The 18,833-nt window shown below is 70.2% G+C and carries 20 protein-coding genes and 3 tRNA genes; 8 read left to right on the forward strand and 15 right to left on the reverse strand.

The window, feature by feature from the left end; genetic code table 11:
* Positions 1–20 precede the first annotated feature (20 nt).
* A complete protein-coding gene (locus tag ACWD10_RS28335; protein ID WP_451095908.1) occupies positions 21–479 on the reverse strand; it encodes an SSI family serine proteinase inhibitor in 459 nt (152 codons plus the stop codon).
* Positions 480–735: 256 nt separating this feature from the next.
* Between ACWD10_RS28335 and ACWD10_RS28340 the strand changes: the two genes are divergently transcribed.
* The 3 genes from ACWD10_RS28340 to ACWD10_RS28350 all read left to right on the forward strand — a co-directional run bounded on the left by ACWD10_RS28340 (position 736) and on the right by ACWD10_RS28350 (position 2,192).
* Positions 736–826, forward strand: a tRNA-Ser gene (locus ACWD10_RS28340).
* Between the two features lie 266 nt (positions 827–1,092).
* Positions 1,093–1,165: transfer RNA gene (locus ACWD10_RS28345), tRNA-Arg, on the forward strand.
* A 397-nt stretch (positions 1,166–1,562) separates the two neighbouring features.
* The gene (locus ACWD10_RS28350) at positions 1,563–2,192 is read left to right on the forward strand and encodes a DUF2797 domain-containing protein (protein ID WP_451095910.1); all 630 of its coding nucleotides are present in this window, start codon (positions 1,563–1,565) and stop codon (positions 2,190–2,192) included.
* A 49-nt stretch (positions 2,193–2,241) separates the two neighbouring features.
* Here ACWD10_RS28350 and ACWD10_RS28355 read toward each other — a convergent pair whose 3' ends face one another.
* A complete protein-coding gene (locus ACWD10_RS28355) occupies positions 2,242–2,589 on the reverse strand; it encodes a hypothetical protein (protein ID WP_451095912.1) in 348 nt (115 codons plus the stop codon).
* A gap of 401 nt (positions 2,590–2,990) precedes the next feature.
* Here ACWD10_RS28355 and ACWD10_RS28360 point away from each other — a divergent pair, with 401 nt between their 5' ends.
* From ACWD10_RS28360 to ACWD10_RS28370, 3 genes are all read left to right on the forward strand, one after another.
* Positions 2,991–3,896 carry a response regulator transcription factor gene (locus ACWD10_RS28360; protein ID WP_451095914.1) on the forward strand — a complete coding sequence of 302 codons (906 nt, stop codon included), beginning with the start codon at positions 2,991–2,993 and terminating at the stop codon, positions 3,894–3,896.
* A 255-nt stretch (positions 3,897–4,151) separates the two neighbouring features.
* The gene (locus tag ACWD10_RS28365) at positions 4,152–5,819 is read left to right on the forward strand and encodes an MFS transporter (protein ID WP_451095916.1); all 1,668 of its coding nucleotides are present in this window, start codon (positions 4,152–4,154) and stop codon (positions 5,817–5,819) included.
* A gap of 143 nt (positions 5,820–5,962) precedes the next feature.
* Positions 5,963–6,751 (forward strand): TetR/AcrR family transcriptional regulator, encoded by a 789-nt coding sequence (locus tag ACWD10_RS28370; protein ID WP_451095918.1) that lies wholly within the window; start codon positions 5,963–5,965, stop codon positions 6,749–6,751.
* Positions 6,752–6,776: 25 nt separating this feature from the next.
* Here the strand turns inward: ACWD10_RS28370 and ACWD10_RS28375 are convergent, their stop codons facing one another.
* The 4 genes from ACWD10_RS28375 to ACWD10_RS28390 form a co-directional block, all read right to left on the reverse strand.
* Complete coding sequence (locus ACWD10_RS28375; RefSeq protein WP_451095920.1) at positions 6,777–7,301, reverse strand: PPOX class F420-dependent oxidoreductase; 525 nt, start codon at positions 7,299–7,301, stop codon at positions 6,777–6,779.
* A gap of 9 nt (positions 7,302–7,310) precedes the next feature.
* Positions 7,311–8,132 carry a YceI family protein gene (locus ACWD10_RS28380; protein WP_451095922.1) on the reverse strand — a complete coding sequence of 274 codons (822 nt, stop codon included), beginning with the start codon at positions 8,130–8,132 and terminating at the stop codon, positions 7,311–7,313.
* 205 nt (positions 8,133–8,337) lie between these two features.
* A complete protein-coding gene (locus tag ACWD10_RS28385) occupies positions 8,338–10,899 on the reverse strand; it encodes an MFS transporter (protein WP_451095924.1) in 2,562 nt (853 codons plus the stop codon).
* A 20-nt stretch (positions 10,900–10,919) separates the two neighbouring features.
* Entirely contained in the window at positions 10,920–11,399 is a 480-nt protein-coding gene (locus ACWD10_RS28390) for a MarR family winged helix-turn-helix transcriptional regulator (protein WP_451095926.1), read from the reverse strand.
* A gap of 209 nt (positions 11,400–11,608) precedes the next feature.
* Here ACWD10_RS28390 and ACWD10_RS28395 point away from each other — a divergent pair, with 209 nt between their 5' ends.
* On the forward strand, positions 11,609–11,824 hold the full coding sequence (locus tag ACWD10_RS28395) for a hypothetical protein (RefSeq protein ID WP_451095928.1): 216 nt from the start codon (positions 11,609–11,611) through the stop codon (positions 11,822–11,824).
* Between the two features lie 22 nt (positions 11,825–11,846).
* Here ACWD10_RS28395 and ACWD10_RS28400 read toward each other — a convergent pair whose 3' ends face one another.
* From ACWD10_RS28400 to ACWD10_RS28430, 7 genes are all read right to left on the reverse strand, one after another.
* Positions 11,847–12,596 (reverse strand): hypothetical protein, encoded by a 750-nt coding sequence (locus ACWD10_RS28400; protein WP_451095930.1) that lies wholly within the window; start codon positions 12,594–12,596, stop codon positions 11,847–11,849.
* A 76-nt stretch (positions 12,597–12,672) separates the two neighbouring features.
* Entirely contained in the window at positions 12,673–13,539 is an 867-nt protein-coding gene (locus tag ACWD10_RS28405) for an RNA polymerase sigma factor SigF (protein ID WP_451095932.1), read from the reverse strand.
* 246 nt (positions 13,540–13,785) lie between these two features.
* The gene (locus ACWD10_RS28410; RefSeq protein ID WP_451095934.1) at positions 13,786–14,631 is read right to left on the reverse strand and encodes an RNA polymerase sigma factor SigF; all 846 of its coding nucleotides are present in this window, start codon (positions 14,629–14,631) and stop codon (positions 13,786–13,788) included.
* Between the two features lie 162 nt (positions 14,632–14,793).
* Positions 14,794–14,958: a hypothetical protein gene (locus tag ACWD10_RS28415; protein ID WP_451095936.1), complete on the reverse strand. Its 165-nt coding sequence runs from the start codon at positions 14,956–14,958 to the stop codon at positions 14,794–14,796.
* Between the two features lie 427 nt (positions 14,959–15,385).
* Positions 15,386–15,470: transfer RNA gene (locus ACWD10_RS28420), tRNA-Ser, on the reverse strand.
* A gap of 90 nt (positions 15,471–15,560) precedes the next feature.
* Entirely contained in the window at positions 15,561–15,989 is a 429-nt protein-coding gene (tadA, locus tag ACWD10_RS28425; RefSeq protein ID WP_451095993.1) for a tRNA adenosine(34) deaminase TadA, read from the reverse strand.
* 93 nt (positions 15,990–16,082) lie between these two features.
* A complete protein-coding gene (locus tag ACWD10_RS28430) occupies positions 16,083–16,625 on the reverse strand; it encodes a tRNA adenosine deaminase-associated protein (RefSeq protein ID WP_451095938.1) in 543 nt (180 codons plus the stop codon).
* A 241-nt stretch (positions 16,626–16,866) separates the two neighbouring features.
* Between ACWD10_RS28430 and upp the strand changes: the two genes are divergently transcribed.
* Positions 16,867–17,502, forward strand: a complete 636-nt coding sequence (gene upp, locus ACWD10_RS28435) for a uracil phosphoribosyltransferase (RefSeq protein ID WP_451095940.1) — start codon at positions 16,867–16,869, stop codon at positions 17,500–17,502.
* A 35-nt stretch (positions 17,503–17,537) separates the two neighbouring features.
* Here the strand turns inward: upp and ACWD10_RS28440 are convergent, their stop codons facing one another.
* Positions 17,538–18,182, reverse strand: a complete 645-nt coding sequence (locus ACWD10_RS28440) for a LytR C-terminal domain-containing protein (protein WP_451095942.1) — start codon at positions 18,180–18,182, stop codon at positions 17,538–17,540.
* Between the two features lie 150 nt (positions 18,183–18,332).
* Positions 18,333–18,629 (reverse strand): type II toxin-antitoxin system VapB family antitoxin, encoded by a 297-nt coding sequence (locus ACWD10_RS28445; protein ID WP_451095944.1) that lies wholly within the window; start codon positions 18,627–18,629, stop codon positions 18,333–18,335.
* Positions 18,630–18,833: the final 204 nt, after the last annotated feature.

Consider the following 18,833-nt stretch of genomic DNA (forward strand, 5'->3'; position numbering starts at 1 on the left):
TGCGTCATGCGTGCGTACGGTCACCGAACAGCCGCCGCCATCCCGCCTGTTTCCGGCAATACGGGCACAAGTCGGTCCCAGCGTTCGATCTCGCATCCGTTCCCCCTGTCGTATGTCGCGTCGACCGTCCGCCCCTGCCAGACGCCGGTGATGCGCGCGGTACCGGGCCCGCCGTGCTGCATGGTGCACATGGCGCGCGTCGGCGTCGGCGCGAACGGGTCGACCCCCTCATCGGTCAGCTCTTTCAGCCGGTCGCACGCCGCGGCGGCATCGGGGTGCAGTCCGTTGAACGTTCCGTGGCTCCCGCAGTGCAGCTCGTACGTCCCGTCGTTCCCGGCCCTCGTCTGCGTGACCGTGACGGTGAGGTGGTCCGTCTCCTCCACAGGTAACGGCGCCCGGTCCGTGGCCTGGGTGGTCGTAGCGGCGGCGGTCAGCGCGGCGAGGGACGCGGCGGCGGTGACGGCGAGGTGGCGCAGCATGGGCACTCCCGAGGTTCGGGCGCTCGGCCCTGGTCGCCGAGCGCAGTCACCCGGTTCAACGCCCGCCGCCGCCCGACGTTGCGGCCGCGACGGCCCTGCGAACCCGGACTCTTCCCTGAGCCACCCCTGACGCGACCCTGAGCCGGAGAAGATGCTTTGCTCTGTCGGCCGCCCGCCTAGTACCGTGGGGGGCGATTGGTGACACCCCGCTCGGCTGTGTCATCATCTGCTACGCACCGCGCTCGCGGGGTGTGCTGGAGGCGTCGCCTAGTCCGGTCTATGGCGCCGCACTGCTAATGCGGTTTGGGTCTTAAAGCCCATCGAGGGTTCAAATCCCTCCGCCTCCGCTTTCGATCACGGAAGCCCCGGCCCACACGGCCGGGGCTTCCGTGTTTCCACCTCCCGAAGCCCTCGCCGCGCCGGCCACCCGGGACGCTCCCGCGGCCCGCGGACCACCCGCCCCGAGCCCCTCCCCGCCGCAGCACGGAAACCCTCATATCTGGTCATTTCCGCAGGTCAGATGGGGTTCGGTAAACGGATTTCGCCTATCGGCGCAGGTCATGTAATGTTGTTCCCGCAACGCCGACGGGGCGCAAAACCCCCGGAAGCACAAGCACTCGTAGCTTAACGGATAGAGCATCTGACTACGGATCAGAAGGTTGCAGGTTCGAATCCTGCCGAGTGCACAGGCAGAAGAAGCCCCGGAGAAATCCGGGGCTTCTTTCGTGTGTCCACGTTGTCGGTTTCGTCAGTGCTGGCCGTGTTGGCGGCGCTGGCCGTGTTGTCAGTGCTGGCCGTGTTGTCAGCGGGTCGCGTCATCCTTGCCGTATGGCGTGGTGGTGCACGGGAGTGCGGTGGGTCGAAGGGCGGCCGGTGCTCGGGTGGTGTGGGGGCGGGCGGTCGGAGCGGGGCAGTGCTCTCGTGTTCGGGCAGGAGCTGGGGTTCGTCGCGCAGGGGGTGCGGCGGTGTCTCGGAGTGTGGCGGGGTGGGCGGCGTACGCCGTGTCCCGGTGGGGTTGAGGTGGCCGCGCGGGGGACGCGGGCGCAGTGTGCGGAGTGTGCCGGGATCGACCGGTCGTTCTCCGTGGCCGCGGACACCAACGCCGGGGATCCGCGGCCGTACGCCGTCTATCTGGCCTGGTTCGGGCCGGGGCTGCTCAAGGTGGGGATCACGGCGGTCGAGCGCGGGTCGGCGCGGCTCCTGGAGCAGGGCGCCGTGGCGTACACCTGGCTGGGACGCGGGCCGCTGATGGCCGCGCGGCGGGCGGAGGAGGTGCTCGGGGCGGCACTCGGGGTGCCCGATCGGATTCCGTACGCGAAGAAGAGGCAGGTGCGGGACGCGCTGCCGCCGGGACCGGAGCGGGCGGCGGAGCTTGCGGAGTGCCACGCGCGGGCCTCGGCGCTGCCCGGGTGGCCGGAGACCCTGGCGCGGCTGCCCTGCCAACCGGTCGACCACACCCGGGAGTTCGGCCTCGACGCGGTGCGCCCGGCCGCCGGGACGGTACGGGAGCTGGTGGCCGGGGGCACCGTCACCGGGCGGCTCGTGGCGGCCGCCGGGCCGGATCTGCACCTGGAATGCGCCGAGGGCCGGGCCCTCGTCGTGGACTCCCGGGCGATGAGCGGGTGGCAGCTGGCCGCCGCGGACCCGGGCGTCGGAGTCGGGGTGCCGGTCGAGGAGCCGGGGAGCGGGGCCGTGCAGGGGGATTTGTTCTGAGGCGCTGCTGCTTGGTGCTCCGGGAAGTCTCCCCCTCTATACGTTCGAGCTATACGTTCGAGCGGGGCTCTGCGGCCGGAGTCTGATGGCCGGGGCGTCGGATGCGCCAGATTCGACCGGTCCGCATGATGCGCTGCGTGCGGAAGTACGTGTTCGAGGCCGGGTGGAACATCAGCGCGAGCGCGGCCAGGACCGCTGCCAGGTGCAGCAACCGGCAGGCCGCGCCGAGGAGTTCCGTGGCGTCTGCGGCCGCCAGCCAGTCGGCGGTCGAGTGGCCCTCGGCCAGCCACCGGGTCGGCTCGATGACCAGCGAGAGCGTGCCGAAGATACCGAGGCAGACGACGAGGACGGGGCGGGCCCAAGCGTGGCCGCGGCGGAGCCGGAGCGCCACGAACACGGCGGCGGCGTAGGCGAGGGCGCGGGGAACGAGGCCTCCGACGAGCTCGCTCGGGGCGGTGTTTGAGGCGGCGACGACTAAGGCCGTCTCCGCTCCACCTGCGAAAACGGCAGTTATCCACAGGGCACCGGCGGCACGGACCGCTCTCGGTACGGTAGTTGGTGTCGCGGCGGTCAGGGGCCGGGAGGTGCGCGAAGGCAAGGTCGGCACGTGTCCCTCCTGGGTCTCGGACGGGCGGCGACGGTCGGTGAGGTGCGGTGGCCCCGATGCTTCCGGAGCCGGGCCGGAGCGGCACTCCGGGCACCGCCAGAACCGGGACGGGGGTGAACCCCACCCCGGTTCTCAGGAAATTCACAGGTTCGCGAAAGGGGGTTCTCAGAGGCGGCGAACAGGGTGCGGGTATGAACACGAGTTCGCGCCAAGGACGTACGGACGTACGCGGTGAGATGACCACGGCCACGGCCACGGCCAGGACCACGGCCAGGACCACGGCTAGGACCACGACCGTGGACGCACGCGGTGAGATACGCGGCGGTGTGCAGAGCGCGCGCGGCGGTGCCGGTGAGGCGCGCGGCGACGCGCGGACCGAACTGCTCAGGCCCGACGGCAGCCCGGTCCGGGTGCTCGTCGTGGACGACGAGGCGGCGCTCAGCGAGCTGCTCTCCATGGCCCTGCGTTACGAGGGCTGGCAGGTGCGCAGCGCCGCGGACGGGGCGAGTGGCGTGCGGACCGCGCGGGCGTTCCGGCCCGATGCCGTGGTGCTCGACGTGATGCTGCCCGACATGCACGGTCTGACCGTGCTCGGAAAGCTGCGGCGTGAACTGCCGGATGTACCGGTGCTGTTCCTCACGGCCAAGGACGCCGTCGAGGACCGAATAGCCGGTCTGACGGCAGGGGGCGACGACTATGTCACCAAGCCGTTCAGCCTGGAGGAGGTCGTGGCACGGCTGCGCGGGCTCATTCGGCGCTCCGGTGCGGCGGCACGGCGCAGTGAATCGGTGCTCGCCGTGGGGGACTTGACCCTCGACGAGGACAGTCACGAGGTGACGCGCGGCGGGCAGTCGATCCACCTCACCGCCACGGAGTTCGAGCTGCTGCGGTATCTGATGCGCAACCCGCGGCGGGTGCTGAGCAAGGCGCAGATTCTGGACCGGGTGTGGAGCTATGACTTTGGAGGGCAGGCCAATGTGGTCGAACTGTATATCTCGTATCTGCGGCGGAAGATCGACGCCGGCCGGGAGCCGATGATCCATACCCGGCGCGGCGCCGGGTACCTGATCAAGCCCGCGGAGTCGGTCGCGGCATGAGGCGATCGCGGGCCCGTCGGTGGCCCTGGGCACGTACGCCGGAATCGGCCGGTGGACGGCAACCGGCTGCTGGGCGGCTGTCGGCCGGTGGACGGCAGTCGGCTGGTGCACGGCTGTCGGCTAGTGGGCGGGCGTCCGTCGACGGGCCCGACCGCCCCCGTCTCCGTACCAACAATTAAATCGCTATACAGCGTACGAGAGCTTCTTGTACGGTGTACGGGTCCACGTCCCGTACACCGTACAAGGAGTCCGTACATGACGGCGCCGATCGCCGAACCGCAACCCTCGGCCGCCACCGGCGGTCACCCGCAGCGCTGGCTGATCCTCGGCGTCATCTGCCTGGCGCAGCTGACCGTGCTGCTCGACAACACCGTCCTGAGCGTCGCGATCCCCTCCCTCACCTCGGAGCTGAACGCGTCCACCGCCGACATCCAGTGGATGATCAACGCGTACTCCCTGGTCCAGTCGGGACTGCTGCTCACCGCGGGCAATGCCGCCGACCGCTACGGCCGCAAGAAGATGCTCACCGCGGGCCTCGCGCTCTTCGGCATCGGCTCGCTCTGTGCCGGACTCGCCCAGACCAGCGGGCAGTTGATCGCCGCCCGTGCCGGGATGGGCATAGGCGGCGCGCTTCTGATGACCACGACCCTGGCCGTGGTGATGCAGATCTTCGACGAGAAGGAGCGGGTCAAGGCGATCGCGCTGTGGGCCACCGTCGGTTCGCTCGGCTTCGCCGCCGGGCCGCTGATCGGCGGCGCGCTGCTCGACCACTTCTGGTGGGGCTCGATCTTCCTCATCAACATCCCGGTGGCGCTGATCGGTCTCGCCGCCGTCGTGAAGCTGGTGCCGGAGTCCAAGAATCCGCAGGGCGACCGGCCCGACCTGCTCGGTGCGCTGCTCTCCACCATCGGTATGGCGTCCGTGGTGTACGCGATCATCGTCGGGCCCGAGCACGGCTGGACCTCCGCCCAGGTTCTGGTCCCGGCCGCGGTCGGCATTCTGGTGCTCGGCGCCTTCGCGCTCTGGGAGTTGAAGGTTCCGTATCCCATGCTGGACATGCACTTCTTCCGGAACCCGAAGTTCGTGGGCGCGGTCGCGGGTTCGCTGCTCGTGGTGTTCGGGATGGGCGGCTCGCTCTTCCTGCTCACTCAGCACCTCCAATTCGTGCTCGGATACGAGCCGTTGGAGGCGGGTCTGCGGATGGCGCCGCTCGCGCTGACCATCGTGGGCCTGAACCTCACCGGCGTCGGCCCGAAGATCCTGATGAAGCTGGGTACGCCGCGCACGGTGGTGCTCGGCATGACCACGGTGGCCGTCGGTCTCGCCTCCATCGCCGTGCTCGGCGGCGGCACGGACGGCAGTTACTGGGGGATGCTGCTCGGTCTGATCCTGTTCGGCGTCGGTATCGCGGTCGCGCAGCCCGCCATGGCCAACGCGATCATGAGCGCCATTCCGGCGGAGAAGGCCGGGGTGGGCGCCGGGGTCAACGGCACGCTCGCCGAGTTCGGCAACGGCCTCGGTGTCGCCGTTCTGGGCGCGGTGCTCAACGCCCGGTTCGCGGCGCTCGTCACGGTGACCGCGGCGTCCTTGCCCGCGGCGCTCGCGGCGGCGGGCAGCGCGGCCGAACGCCAGGAGATCGCGGACGCCTTCGCCTCCGGCCTGCGGACCAGCCAGCTGGTGGGCGCGGTGGCCGTGTTCGCGGGCGGCCTGCTCGCGGCGGCGCTGCTGCGGAGGGCCGAGCGGGCCGAGCAGGCCGAGCGGGTCGAGCAGGCCGAACAGGGCGAGCAGGCCAAGCGGGCCGAGCAAGCCGAGCGGGCCGAGCAAGCCGAGCGGGGCGAGCGGGCCGAGCGGGCGGAAGGTGCCATGGCAGCCGCAGGGGGCACGGAGAAGCCCGTCGCACCCGAGGTATCCGAGTCGGCCTGATCCGCACATAGCATCGGGGTGGGTGGACGGGCCGATTCCGGCCTGGCCCGCCCACCCCGCCGCGACACCGTACGCACGCGACCGCGACGCCACACGACAACGCGACCGCGACACCGTACGCACAAGAACGAGGAAGGTCCGCCATGGTGAGGGCAGCCGACCGTGCGAAGAACCCGGCGCGCTCCAGCGTCTGGCTGGAGGACAGAGCTGCCCGGGGAAGTGGCCGCAAGGCCGCCCGGCCCGAGGCCGAGGCCGCCGGACTCGACCGGGACCGGATCATCGCGGCCGCGGTCCGGCTCCTGGACGCGGAGGGCCTCGCCAAGTTCTCCATGCGCCGTCTCGCCACCGAGCTGAACGTCACGGCGATGTCCCTCTACTGGTACGTGGACACCAAGGACGACATCCTCGAAATGGCCCTGGACTCGGTCTTCGAGGGCTTCGCCGACGGCCTTCCCGAGGACGAGGGGGACTGGCGCGAGCAGCTGCGCCACCTCGCCACCGCCTACCGGAAGGTGCTCGTCGACCACTCCTGGGTGTCGCCGATCCTGCACACGTACCTGAACATCGGCCCCAACTCGATGGCCTTCGCGCAGACGGTGCAGAAGGTCGTCCAGGCCACGGGCCTGCCGGCGAAGGCGCGCTCCGGCGCGGTGTCGGCGGTCTTCCAGTTCGCCTACGGCTTCGGCACGATCGAGGGCAATTTCCTCCAGCGGTGCGCCGCTTCCGGGATGACGCCCGACGAGTTCCACGCCGAGGCCATGGGGGCGTTCGCGGGGGAGCCGAAGTTCGCGGAGCAGGTGGAGAGCTTCCAGGACGTGATCGACGCGCACGTCGGCGAGACCGTCGAGGAGATGTGGGAGTTCGACTTCGGCTTCGCCCTCGACCTGATGATCGCGGGCATCGAGGCGATGGTCGCCCGCGCGGAATCCTGAGCCCGGTCAGTCGCCCTGAGCCCGGTCAGTCGCCCTCGACAAGGCGGGCCGGGAATCCGCCCGTGGCCACCGGCCCCCACCGCTCCGGTGTGATCCGGATGAGGGACTTGCCCTGCTTCACCATGGCCGCGCGGTACTCGTCCCAGTCGGGGTGCTCACCGGAGATGTTCCGGAAGTACTCGACGAGGGGCTCCACCGACTCGGGGGAGTCGATCACCTCGGCCGTCCCGTCGACCTGCACCCACGGGCCGTTCCACTCGTCGCTCAGGACGAGGACGCTCACGCGCGGGTCCCGGCGCGCGTTCCGCGTCTTCGCGCGCTCCGGGTACGTCGACACCACGATCCTCCCGCCCGTCTCCCGGCCACCACCCCTCAACGAGGCGCTTCGCGCCGCCCCTTCTGGACCGTCGTCGACTCCACAGGTCAACGGCGAGGCTTGCGGGGAGCCGTCGGCCCGCCTCGTCAGCAGGACCGCGCGATGGCGCGGACGGACGAAGTCCAGCAACTGCTCACGGTCCACAGGGGTGTTGGTCGCGATGCTCGGTGCCATGCCCGCACCCTACGCCGCACCCGGAAGCGAAGTCCCCTGCACCGCCTGCATGTCGAGTTCCACCTTCAGGGTCGTGCCGATGGCCGAAATCCCCGCCTGGACCACCTGGTTGTAGTTCATCGCGAAGTCCTGGCGGCGCAGCTCGGCCGTGGCGCGGAACGCCGCCCGCAGCCCGCCCCACGGATCGGGCCCGGTGCCGAGATACGTCAGATCCAGGTCGACCGGGCGTACGACGCCGTGCAGGGACAGCTCTCCGTGCACCGTCCACCGGTCGGGCCCGGCCGCGTTCAGCGACGTACTGCGGTACGTGATCTCGGGGAACCGCTCCACGTCCAGGAAGTCCGGTGAGAGCAGGTGCTTGTCGCGCAGGCCGTTGCCGGTGTCGATGGAGGATGAGCGGATCACCGCGTCGACCCGCGAGTGCAGCGGTTCCTCGGCGATCTCGATCCGGCCGCCGAACTCCGTGAACCGCCCGTGCACGCTGGAGATCCCCAGGTGCTGGGCGACCGCGCCCACCGAGGAATGCGCGGGGTCGAGCGTCCAGGCCCCGGGCGGCGGCAGTTCGGCCCCGCCCTGCCGGGTCAGGGTGACCGACCCGAGGTCGGCGCGGCCGCTCGCCGAGACCAGCGCCGTGGACGCGGCCGGGGCGTAGCCGATGGCGGTGACGATCGCCGTGTAGGGGCCGGGGGCCAGGTCGGCCGCTTCGCGGACGATGCCCTCCTCGTCGGCCTCGGTGCGCAGCACCTGCGTGCCGCGCATATCGGTCAGGGTGACCACGGCGTGCTGCACGGCCCACCCGTCGCGCGTACGAATCCGTGCGCTGAGTCCCACGTTTCTTCCACTCCTCCAAAGATGTGGGGCCCGGCGAGCCGTCCCCTGCCCGCCGGGCCCCCTTTTCGCCGGTGCCGCGCCGCCTCCGCTCGAAACGGCCGCGGCACCGGAGCCTGAACCGTGCTGGTCCGCGAAGCCTGGTCCGCGAACCTCGTCCGCGAAGCCTGGTCCGTGAAGCCTCGTCCGTGAACTACTCGCCCGCGAACTACTCGGCCGGATGCGCGAGTTCGATGTCGTGCCCATCGACCCCGCGGCCGGTGACCGTGAGCGCCAGGGCCGCGGGCGGGTAGCCGGTGGCCATCACCGTGTACTCGCCGCTGTCCAGATCGGTGAAGGCGTACGCCCCGTCCTCGCCGGTCGTCTGGCTGGCGACCACGTGGCCCGCGGCGTTCACCAGGGTGACCCGGGCGTCCCGCAGTGGCCCGCCCGCGGCGAGCACGGTGCCCTGCACCCGCGCCCCTGCCCGCAGCGCCACCTCGATCCGGGTGACGCCGTCTCCCGCCACCTCGACGGGCAGCGCGAGCGGCTGGTGGCCGTCGCCGTTCACGGCCAGGGTCACCGGTCCTGGCACCAGCTCGCCGAAGGTGAACTCGCCCTGCTCCCCGGTCTGTCCGGTGGCCAGGACATCGCCGCGCACATCGGTCACCACGACGATCGCGCCCACGACCGGCTTGCCGCCGTCCTCGGTGTGCACGACACCGGCAAGTCCGCTGGTGCCGCTGAGGAGTACGTCGTACGCGAGGGGGTCCGCGCCCACGACGACGGTGGAGGCCTGCGGCTGGAACCCGTCCGCGGAGGCGATCAGGACGTACGAACCGGCGCCGGGCGCGTCAAGGGCGTAGCCGCCGTCGGCCCCGGCGATGGTGCGGCCCAACTGCCGCCCGCCGAGCGAGATCAGCGTGACCGCGGCCCGAGCGACCGGAGCGCCCTCGCCGCCGCGCACCACACCGCATACCGGAATACCGGGAGTACCGGGAGTACCGGGAGTACCGGGAGTACCGGGAGTACCGGCCGGAGTCTGTACGATTGTCTGCGCCTCCTCGAACGACTCGGAAACAACAGGGGCGCCCGCCGCGGCCGCAGCCGAGACAGAAGCCGGGACCGCAGCCGTAGCCGCAACCGGGTCCGCAGCCGGAGCCGCAACCGGCGCGGTCTCCTCCGAACCGGCCTGCGCCATAGCGCCCTTGGTCTTCAGCGGCACCTCCTTGATGAACAGGGTCAGCAGGAAGGCGAGCAGCGCCGCCGGTGCCGCGTACAGGAAGACATCGGCGACCCCGTGCCCGTACGCGCTCTCCATCACGGTGCGCAGCGGCGCGGGCAGCTTGTCCAGGTCCGGGATGGCGCCGCCGCCGGTGCCGCCCTGCCCCGCCGCGGCCGCGGCCTTCGGACCGAGCTCGGCGAGCCCGTCCTTGACGTAGTCCGTGACGCGGGTGGCCATCACGGCGCCGAGCGCGGAGACGCCCATCGCGCCGCCGAGCGACCGGAAGAAGGTGACGACGGAGCTGGCCGCGCCGAGGTCGCTCGGGTCGACCTGGTTCTGGGTGCAGAGCACGAGGTTCTGCATCATCATGCCGATGCCGAGCCCCATCAGGCCCATGAAGACCGCGATGTGCCAGTACTCGGTGTCGTACCGCATGGTGCCGAGGAGCCCCATGCCCGCCGTCACCAGGACACCACCACTGACCAGCCAGGCCTTCCACTTGCCGGTCTTGGTGATGACCTGCCCGGAGACGGTGGACGAGATGAACAGGCCACCGATCATCGGGATCGTCAGGACACCGGACATCGTCGGCGACTCGCCCCGCGCCAGCTGGAAGTACTGGCTGAAGAACACGGTGCCGCTGAACATCGCGATACCGACGAAGAGCGAGGCGAGCGAGGCCAGGGTGATCGTCTTGTTCCGGAAGAGCCGCAGCGGAATGATCGGCTCGCTCGCCCTGGTCTCGACGAGGAGGAAGATGAGCCCGAGCGCGATCGCCCCGCCGACCATGGCGTACGTCTGCCAGGACAGCCAGTCGTACTTGTCCCCGGCGAAGGTCACCCAGATGAGCAGCAGCGAGACCGCGGCGGAGATGAAGAAGGCGCCGCCCCAGTCGACCTTGACGTCCCGCTTCACGACCGGGAGCTTCAGGGTCTTCTGGAGCACGATCAGCGCGATCACCGCGAACGGCACGCCGACGTAGAAGCACCAGCGCCAGCCCCAGTGGTCGGTGATGACGCCGCCGAGCAGCGGGCCGCCGACGGTGGCGACGGCGAAGGTGGCGCCGAGGTAGCCGCTGTACCGGCCGCGCTCGCGCGGCGAGATCATCGCGGCCATCACGATCTGGGCGAGCGCGGAGAGCCCGCCGACGCCGATGCCCTGCACCACGCGGCAGCCGATCAGCATCGCCGGGTTCTGCGCGAGCCCGGCGACGACCGAGCCCGCCACATAGATGAGCAGGGCTATCTGGACCAGGAGCTTCTTGCTGAACAGGTCGGAGAGCTTGCCCCACAGCGGCGTGGTGGCGGTCATCGCGAGCAGCGCCGCGGTGACCACCCAGGTGTACGCGGACTGGCCGCCGCCCAGGTCGGAGATGATCTCGGGCAGGGCGTTGGAGACGATCGTGGACGACAGAATCGCCACGAACATGCCGAGCAGCAGACCGGAGAGCGCCTCCATGATCTGACGGTGGCTCATCGGGGCCCCGTCAGAGGTGCCGTGGCCGTGGCCGTGACCTCCGTGCTTGGCATGGCTGCCCCGCACACCGGCCGGTGTGGTCGTTGCCATGGTCTTCCTTTTCTTACGTCTTACGCGGGTGTACGGGTGGGCGGGTGAGGGAGCGGGTGGGCGCGGCCCTGGCGGCAGTCGCCGAAGCTGGTGCGCAGCCGGGCGAGCAGGGTGCTGAGCTGGTCGACCTCGTCGTCCGACCAGTCCCGCAGGTAGTGGGCGAGCGCATCCGTGTAGCGGGTGGAGAGCTCCTGGAGCTGCTCCTTGCCCGCGGGCGTGATGCGCAGGATGCGCGAGCGCCGGTCGTCGGGGTCGGGGGACCGGTCGATCCAGCCGTGCTCCGTGACATGCGCGACATGGCGGCTGGTCACCGACATGTCGACGGCGAGCAGCTCGGCGAGGCGGCTCATCCGCATCTCGCCGTACTTGTCGAGCAGCAGCAGGACGGCCGCCGAACCGGCCGGGCAGGCGGCGGGCAGGGTCCGCGCCAGTTCCCGCTTGACCGCTCCGATGGCGCTGAGCTGGCGAGCGAGTTCCTCGTAGCTGCTCTGCGCGGCCATGGGCACACCCTCCGTTTTGTTGCTTAGGGCAACGATAGGAGCGGTTGGTTGCTGAAGGCAAACGAAAAGCGGGCTCAGGGCGCAAAAAAGCTGGCAATGCCGGGCAATGACCCGGCAAAGCCGCAGTACGGTCGGTGCCGGGCGCCCTATGACCGACCCGGCCGCCCGGGGGTTGGGCGCGACCGCCCGATTCGCTAGGGTCCTGACGCATGGCACACAACCCCCACGCGCCCCAGGGTCCCGGTCCCGAGGGACAGCACGACCCCGCCGGCAGCACGCAGATGTTCCGCGCCTTCGTCGAGGAGGGCGCCCCGCAACAGCAGCGGGCGACGGCACCGTCCGGTCCGCGGACCGGCATGATCGTCGGCGTCGCGCTCGCCGTCGTGATCGTCGCCGCCGCCGTCGCCTGGCTGGCACTCGCCTAGCACGTGCCCTGCCGGGAGCACGTCACTTCCACTTGACCGAGACGTCCCTGGTCTCGACGTGCATCCCGAGCGGTACGCGCCAAGAGTCCACGCACACGGTCCAGGTCTCCTTCCCGCTGTCCCCGGCACCGATCGGCACCGGCAGCGGCTCCTCGGACTCGACCGTCGACCAGTCGGTGCCAAGCGGGCCGATGACATGGCTGCCGAAGGTGACCGTGCCCGAACGCACCGGTGTGCCACCGGTGTTACGGAACTCCAGGGTGACCTGCTCGCACCAGCGCTCCTCAGCCGCCTCACGCACCGGTTCGCTGACCTTGAGTACGGCGGGCCGGGGCTCCGCGGGAGCGCTCGGTTCCGGGACGGCGGGCGACTCGGGCGGGCCGCTGCTCCGCGTACCGCCGGAGGGGCCTGTGCTCTGCGTACCGCCGGACGGTCCTGAACTGCCGCTTTCGTCAGGGGACTTGGAGGGCGTACGCCCGACAGGGCCGGAGCCCGTACGGTCGTCGGGCCCGTCCTCGCCCGCCGCTCGGTCCTTCTCGCCACTCCTGTCGGCCCCGTCGAGCGGCACCAACTCCACGTCACCCGTGGGCGCCACCGGCTTGGCGGGAGCCTCCCCGGCCGCGCCGACCGCCACGTAACCGTCGTCGTTGGACGGGCCGCCCATGGTGGCGGCGAGCAGTCCTCCCAGACACACCACGGCCGCCGAGGCCCCGACGAGGGCGCCCCGGCGACTGCGTATCGATGCTGCGGTTCCGGTCCCGGCTCGTCCCATCACGCCAGTGTTACTGACGGGCCGTCAAGAAGGAACCCCCGGGCAGGAACGCACGGACTCGGTCGGCTCAGTCGGCTCAGTCAGCGATCAGGCCCTCCCGCAGCTGCGCGAGCGTGCGCGTGAGCAGCCGCGAGACGTGCATCTGGGAGATGCCGACCTCCTCGCCGATCTGGGACTGCGTCATGTTGGCGAAGAAGCGGAGCATGATGATCCGGCGTTCGCGCGGCGGCAGCTTGGCGAGCAGCGGCTTCAGGGACTCGCGGTACTCCACGCCCTCCAGGGCGCTGTCCTCGTACCCGAGCCGGTCCGCGAGCGAGCCCTCGCCGCCGTCGTCCTCGGGGGCCGGGGAGTCGAGCGAGGAGGCGGTGTACGCGTTGCCGACCGCGAGGCCGTCGACGACGTCCTCCTCCGACACCCCCAGAACCTGGGCGAGTTCGGGCACGGTGGGCGAGCGGTCCAGCTTCTGCGCCAGCTCGTCGCTGGCCTTGGTCAGCGCGAGCCGCAGCTCCTGCAGTCGGCGCGGCACCCGCACCGACCAACTCGTGTCCCGGAAAAAGCGTTTGATCTCTCCGACCACCGTCGGCATCGCGAACGTCGGGAATTCCACGCCCCGTTCGCAGTCGAACCGGTCGATCGCCTTGATCAGGCCGATGGTGCCGACCTGGACGATGTCCTCCATCGGCTCGTTGCGGCTGCGGAAGCGGGCCGCCGCGTACCGCACCAGCGGCAGGTTGAGCTCGATGAGCGTGTCCCGTACGTACGCGCGCTCCGGACTGTTCTCGTCGAGTCTGGCGAGCCGCAGGAACAGGGAGCGGGACAGGGTCCGAGTGTCGATGGCGGTCGAGTCGGCCCGGACGTCGGCGTCGGTGAGCGCTTCGGGCGCCGGCTCGCTCTCCATGAGCGGAAGCGTGAGCACCTTCGAGCTGCCCTGATCTGCGGACATGCCACCCCCTTGAGGTCGCGGACGGTCGCGGTGGGCCTCGCTCCCGTCGGAGGAACGCAGCCTCCACCTGAATACCGGTCATAGGACCGCGCCAAACGCGGTTCCTGGAGAATGTCACATGTCGGCAACACTCTGTAGTGACATGTCGACAACGCGGGGGCAAGTCCGTGCAGGAAAGGGGCGGTCTGCGGCTTTTTGTACGTGCTCCTGTCGGCAAGTGCTCGACCGGTGCTCCACTCGTTCCGGTTAAGCGTCGATCCGGTTTGCGGACCGCAGTCGCGCAAAGCTCCGCGCGAGCAAACGTGACACATGCATCTGGGAGACGCCGAGTTCGGCGCTGATCTGCGACTGCGTCAGATTGCTGTAGTAGCGCAGCAGAAGGATCCGCTGTTCGCGCTCGGGCAGTTGGACCAGGAGATGGCGTACGAGGTCGCGGTGCTCCACGCCGTCGAGCGCGGGGTCCTCGTAGCCGAGCCGGTCGAGCAGGCCCGGCAGGCCGTCGCCCTCCTGGGCCGCCTCCAACGACGTTGCGTGGTACGAGCGTCCGGCCTCGATGCAGGCCAGGACCTCGTCCTCAGTGATGCGGAGGCGTTCGGCGATCTCCGCGGTCGTGGGGGTGCGCCCGTACGCCGTGGTGAGGTCCTCGCTCGCGCCGGTCACCTGGACCCACAGCTCGTGCAGGCGGCGCGGTACGTGCACCGTGCGGACGTTGTCGCGGAAGTACCGCTTGATCTCACCGACGACGGTGGGCATCGCGAAGGTCGGGAACTGGACGCCGCGGTCCGGGTCGAACCGGTCGATGGCGTTGATGAGGCCGATGGTGCCGACCTGGACGACGTCCTCCATCGGCTCGTTGCGGCTGCGGAACCGGGCCGCCGCGTACCGCACGAGCGGCAGGTTCGCCTCGATCAGTGCCGCCCGTACCCGGCTGTGCTCCCGGGTGCCCGGCTCGAGCTCCTTGAGCTCGGCGAAGAGGACCTGGGTCAGCGCTCGGGTATCGGCGCCCCGCTTCTTGGCGGGGGGCACTTGAGGAGCAGTACTGGCCGGCACGGTCAACGCCACTCCTTTTCTGAGCAAAACCGTTCCACTCATTCGTCAAAAGCGGTCATAGCATCACAAGACATGTGCACTGTGTGCAAGCACCGCATAACGCCGTGTTGAGGGGCAAGTTGTGAAGTAAACGTGCAGAACGCAGAAAAGCCCCCTGCGGGGGAAGCAGGAGGCGGAACCGAACGCGGAGTGCTGTGGGTGGGGTCAGTTGACCAACTCGGTCATGAAGTCGCCGACGCCCTGTGCGGCGCTGGAGATGCCCTCGAAGCCGACGCCGACGAGATCGGCGGCACGCTTCGGTGACACGATGATCGTGTACAGCACGAAGACCACGAGTATGTAGAGCGCGATCTTTTTGGCCTGCGCCACGCTGCCGACCTCCCCTGCCTCTCCTGCGTGCGGTCGGGTGAGTCTATTACTCACACAGGCTTTAAGGACCAACGGCCTCGAGAAGCGGGTCCTTTGCCGCGCCGCGGGCGCTTTGCGAGGGCGCAGGATGGATGGTGAGCCCGGCGGATCTGGCAGGAATCCGCAGGGCCCGGGACCCGGCTCTACTGCGGGGTTCACGTCGCGCGCTTCCCCCTGACTGCGACGTGGACTTAGGGGCCAGGTCCTCGCCGGGGGAAGCGGCTTGTCCCCCCGATGCCGCTTCCCCCGTCCTGACGGTGCGAAAGCCCCGGTGCCCTTGCGGCGTCGGGGCTTTCGCGTGCGTACGGGGCTGGTACGCGTATGTCTTGAGGAAACGCCCTTGAGGAAACGCTGAAGGGCCCCGGCTGCTGCCGGGGCCCTTCTTCAGCGGTAGCGGTGGGATTTGAACCCACGGTGACTTGCGCCACACTCGCTTTCGAGGCGAGCTCCTTCGGCCGCTCGGACACGCTACCGAGACGAAGCTTAGCCCAAAGGGCCCCGTGCACTGAAATCCGTATCGATCAAGGCTCAGGCACGGGCCTCAGCGGTCCTTCAGCGGTCCTTCACCGCTCCCGGAAGAAGCGGCGGAGCTGGTCGGAGCACTCCTCTTCGAGCACCCCGGAGACAACCTCGGGGCGGTGGTTGAGGCGGCGGTCGCGGATCAGGTCCCACAGCGAACCGGCCGCGCCCGCCTTCTCGTCCCGTGCGCCGTACACCACCCGCTCCAAACGGGACTGCACCAGAGCGCCCGCGCACATCGTGCAGGGCTCGAGCGTCACGACGAGCGTGCAGCCGGTCAGCCGCCACTCGCCGAGCTTCGCGGCGGCGCGGCGCACGGCGAGCACCTCGGCGTGCGCCGTGGGGTCGCCGGACGCCTCCCGCTCGTTGTGCCCGGCGGCGAGAAGCTCGCCGCGCGGGGAGAGGACGACGGCGCCGACCGGTACGTCCCCGCCGAGTACGGCCTGTTCGGCCTCGGCGAGGGCGAGCCGCATCGGCGCCTCCCAGCGGTCGCGTACCGGATCGGTCACCGGATCAGTCACCGCGATGCCCCCGCGGTGTCGCGGGGGCGCCTGCCGGGTCGGTCACTAGCGCACCGCCTCCAGGACCTCCGAGGCGCCCAGGGCGTCGGCGATCTCGTTCAGGGCGTCGCCGTTCGCGGACATCGTGAGCAGCTCCTTCTCCGACAGGCCCAGGTCGTCGAGGATCGCGCTGTCCCCGAGCGGTCCGACCGGTACGGCGTCACTGTCGGTCTCGTCGGCGTCGTGCTCCGGCTCGCCGTCCTCGGTGCCGTCGAGGTCGGTCAGCTCGTCCAGGTCGGCCGAGTCGTCCGAGGAGCCCGGCTCGCGGCCGAGCAGCTCGTCCGTGAGCAGGATCTCGCCGTAGCTGCTGCGCTTGGCGGCCGCCGCGTTCGATACGTAGATACGCGGGTCCTCCTCGCCGTCCACTCGGACGACGCCGAACCAGGCGTCCTCCTGCTCGATGAACACGAGCACTGTTTCGTCGTCTGCCCCCGGGGCGGCGTCCCGGGCCAGGTCGGTGAGATCCGACAGGGTCTCCACATCGTCGAGCTCTGTATCGCTCGCTTCCCACCCGTCTTCGGTGCGCGCGAGCAGTGCGGCGAAGTACACCGTGACTCTCCCACTGGTCTGAGGCGTGCCGGTTGGGGTTCCCCCCGGCGGAGGTTGAACTGGTCGGGAGTGCGGCTAGCGCCTCCGTCCCATCGGAATCGTGGCAGAAACCTGCGCGATGCGAGAGGTCTTCGGCGTGCTGTGTCTACGGCGAGCCGTGCGGGTGCGCTGCTGGATTGTTGTCCCGCACCGCTCGGAGAGCGGGCACGGGGCGGTCCGGGGCCCAGTTACTGTGGTGTCCATGCGGATCCACGTTGTCGACCACCCGCTGGTGGCGCACAAACTCACCACGCTGCGCGACAAGCGCACCGACTCCCCGACCTTCCGGCGCCTCGCCGACGAGCTGGTCACCCTGCTCGCGTACGAGGCGACGCGGGACGTGCGCACCGAGCAGGTCGACATCACTACCCCGGTCGGCCCGACCACCGGCGTCAAGCTCTCCCACCCGCGGCCGCTGGTCGTCCCGATCCTGCGGGCCGGGCTCGGCATGCTCGACGGCATGGTGCGGCTGCTTCCGACCGCCGAGGTGGGCTTCCTCGGGATGGTCCGCGACGAGGAGACGCTCACCGCCTCGACGTACGCGACCCGCATGCCGGAGGACCTCTCCGGGCGCCAGGTGTACGTCGTGGACCCGATGCTGGCCACCGGCGGCACGCTGGTCGCGGCGATCAAGGAGCTGATCCGGCGCGGCGCCGACGATGTGACGGCCGTGGTGCTGCTCGCGGCGCCCGAGGGCGTCGAGGTCATGGAGCGGGATCTGGCGGGTACGCCGGTGACCGTGGTGACCGCGTCCGTCGACGAGCGGCTCAACGAGCACGGGTACATCGTGCCGGGCCTCGGCGACGCCGGGGACCGGATGTACGGCGCCGCGGAGTAGCCCGCCCCGCCGCCCCGCCGTAGCCCCGCCGCCGCTCAGCAGTTCTTCTTGCCCGAGGCCGGGTCGGACGGGTTCGGCTTCGGGTTGGTCAGGGCCTTGATGGCCTTGTCGGCTTCCGCCTTCTTGGTGAGCTCCTTGAAGGCGGTGCCGATGATCAGGTCGATCTCCTGGCCCTTGCGGCCGTCCGTGCGGTGCTCGGCGCCCTTGAGCTGGGTGGCGAGCACCGGCATGGCGGTGTCCTCGGCGGTCTTGGGGCCGAGCAGTACTGCGGCGCCCTTGACCTTCTTGTCGTACTCCTTCGTCGCGTTGCCCACCTTGCCGATGGTGAAGCCGCGCTTCTTCAGCTCGTCGGCGGTCCTCTGGGCGAGGCCGCTGCGGGGCGTGGCGTTGAGGACGTTGACGGTGATCCGGTCCGGCTTCGGCAGCGGTTTCGGCGGCTCGGCAGGGGCGGGGGACTTGTCCGGCTTGCAGTCGGTTCGGTCCGCAGCAACGGTTCTGCGCTCGCCGTCGCCGGAGAAGACGCCGATGAGCTGGAACGTGCCCCAGGACGCCAGCGCGAGCGCCGCGGCCCCGATCACCGCGAGCACGATCCTGCCGCGGCGACTTCTGCGCATCCGCGGGTACTTGTCCCCCGTGATGCGGAACTGACCGCCCTTGCCGGGGGGAGTGAGCATGCTCATAAGCGCAGCGTAATCCGGCTCGGCGGCGCTGCCTACTGGGTGATCTTTGTCGGTGACCCGACTCGGCTCATCGGGGCCGGTTCGGGCTTGAGGGCACGTCAGCCGGGTACGCCGGTCGGGTGCGTAGGCCGACCGTGGCAGTCGGGTGCGTCAGTCGAGCTCGAGGACGCGGGCGTGCAGCACCTGGCGCTGCTGGAGCGCGGCGCGCACGGCGCGGTGCAGGCCGTCCTCGAGGTAGAGGTCGCCCTGCCACTTCACGACGTGGGCGAAGAGGTCGCCGTAGAAGGTCGAGTCCTCGGCGAGCAGCGTTTCGAGGTCCAGCTGCTGCTTGGTGGTGACGAGCTGATCGAGGCGGACCGGGCGCGGTGCCACGTCCGACCACTCCCGGGTGCTCTCCAGGCCGTGGTCGGGGTACGGCCGGCCGTTTCCGATGCGCTTGAAGATCACACGGAAAGCCTACCGGGCCCGGCCCTCCGGGCGCAGCCATGGCGACCGAGTGCGAAGCTGGGAAATCATCCCCCGAAAGGGGCATATCGCCCGCTAGGTGGCGCAGCCCGAGCCGGAACAGGGGCCTGACATGACCGAGAGCGAGCCGACCGCCCGAAGCGTGCCGGGGCCCGACCGGGTGAGTCCGCGCGGAGCGATATTGAC

It is taken from the genome of Streptomyces sp. NPDC002851, from assembly GCF_053591935.1.

Bases quoted from the DNA above. Each gene is read 5' to 3' on its own strand.
- ACWD10_RS28335 (WP_451095908.1), bottom strand. From the start codon at position 479: ATGCTGCGCCACCTCGCCGTCACCGCCGCCGCGTCCCTCGCCGCGCTG.
- ACWD10_RS28360 (WP_451095914.1), top strand. From the start codon at position 2,991: ATGAACACGAGTTCGCGCCAAGGACGTACGGACGTACGCGGTGAGATG.
- ACWD10_RS28365 (WP_451095916.1), top strand. From the start codon at position 4,152: ATGACGGCGCCGATCGCCGAACCGCAACCCTCGGCCGCCACCGGCGGT.
- ACWD10_RS28370 (WP_451095918.1), top strand. From the start codon at position 5,963: ATGGTGAGGGCAGCCGACCGTGCGAAGAACCCGGCGCGCTCCAGCGTC.
- ACWD10_RS28375 (WP_451095920.1), bottom strand. From the start codon at position 7,301: ATGGCACCGAGCATCGCGACCAACACCCCTGTGGACCGTGAGCAGTTG.
- ACWD10_RS28385 (WP_451095924.1), bottom strand. From the start codon at position 10,899: ATGGCAACGACCACACCGGCCGGTGTGCGGGGCAGCCATGCCAAGCAC.
- ACWD10_RS28390 (WP_451095926.1), bottom strand. From the start codon at position 11,399: ATGGCCGCGCAGAGCAGCTACGAGGAACTCGCTCGCCAGCTCAGCGCC.
- ACWD10_RS28395 (WP_451095928.1), top strand. From the start codon at position 11,609: ATGGCACACAACCCCCACGCGCCCCAGGGTCCCGGTCCCGAGGGACAG.
- ACWD10_RS28400 (WP_451095930.1), bottom strand. From the start codon at position 12,596: ATGGGACGAGCCGGGACCGGAACCGCAGCATCGATACGCAGTCGCCGG.
- ACWD10_RS28405 (WP_451095932.1), bottom strand. From the start codon at position 13,539: ATGTCCGCAGATCAGGGCAGCTCGAAGGTGCTCACGCTTCCGCTCATG.
- ACWD10_RS28410 (WP_451095934.1), bottom strand. From the start codon at position 14,631: ATGAGTGGAACGGTTTTGCTCAGAAAAGGAGTGGCGTTGACCGTGCCG.
- tadA (WP_451095993.1), bottom strand. From the start codon at position 15,989: ATGCGGCTCGCCCTCGCCGAGGCCGAACAGGCCGTACTCGGCGGGGAC.
- upp (WP_451095940.1), top strand. From the start codon at position 16,867: ATGCGGATCCACGTTGTCGACCACCCGCTGGTGGCGCACAAACTCACC.
- ACWD10_RS28440 (WP_451095942.1), bottom strand. From the start codon at position 18,182: ATGAGCATGCTCACTCCCCCCGGCAAGGGCGGTCAGTTCCGCATCACG.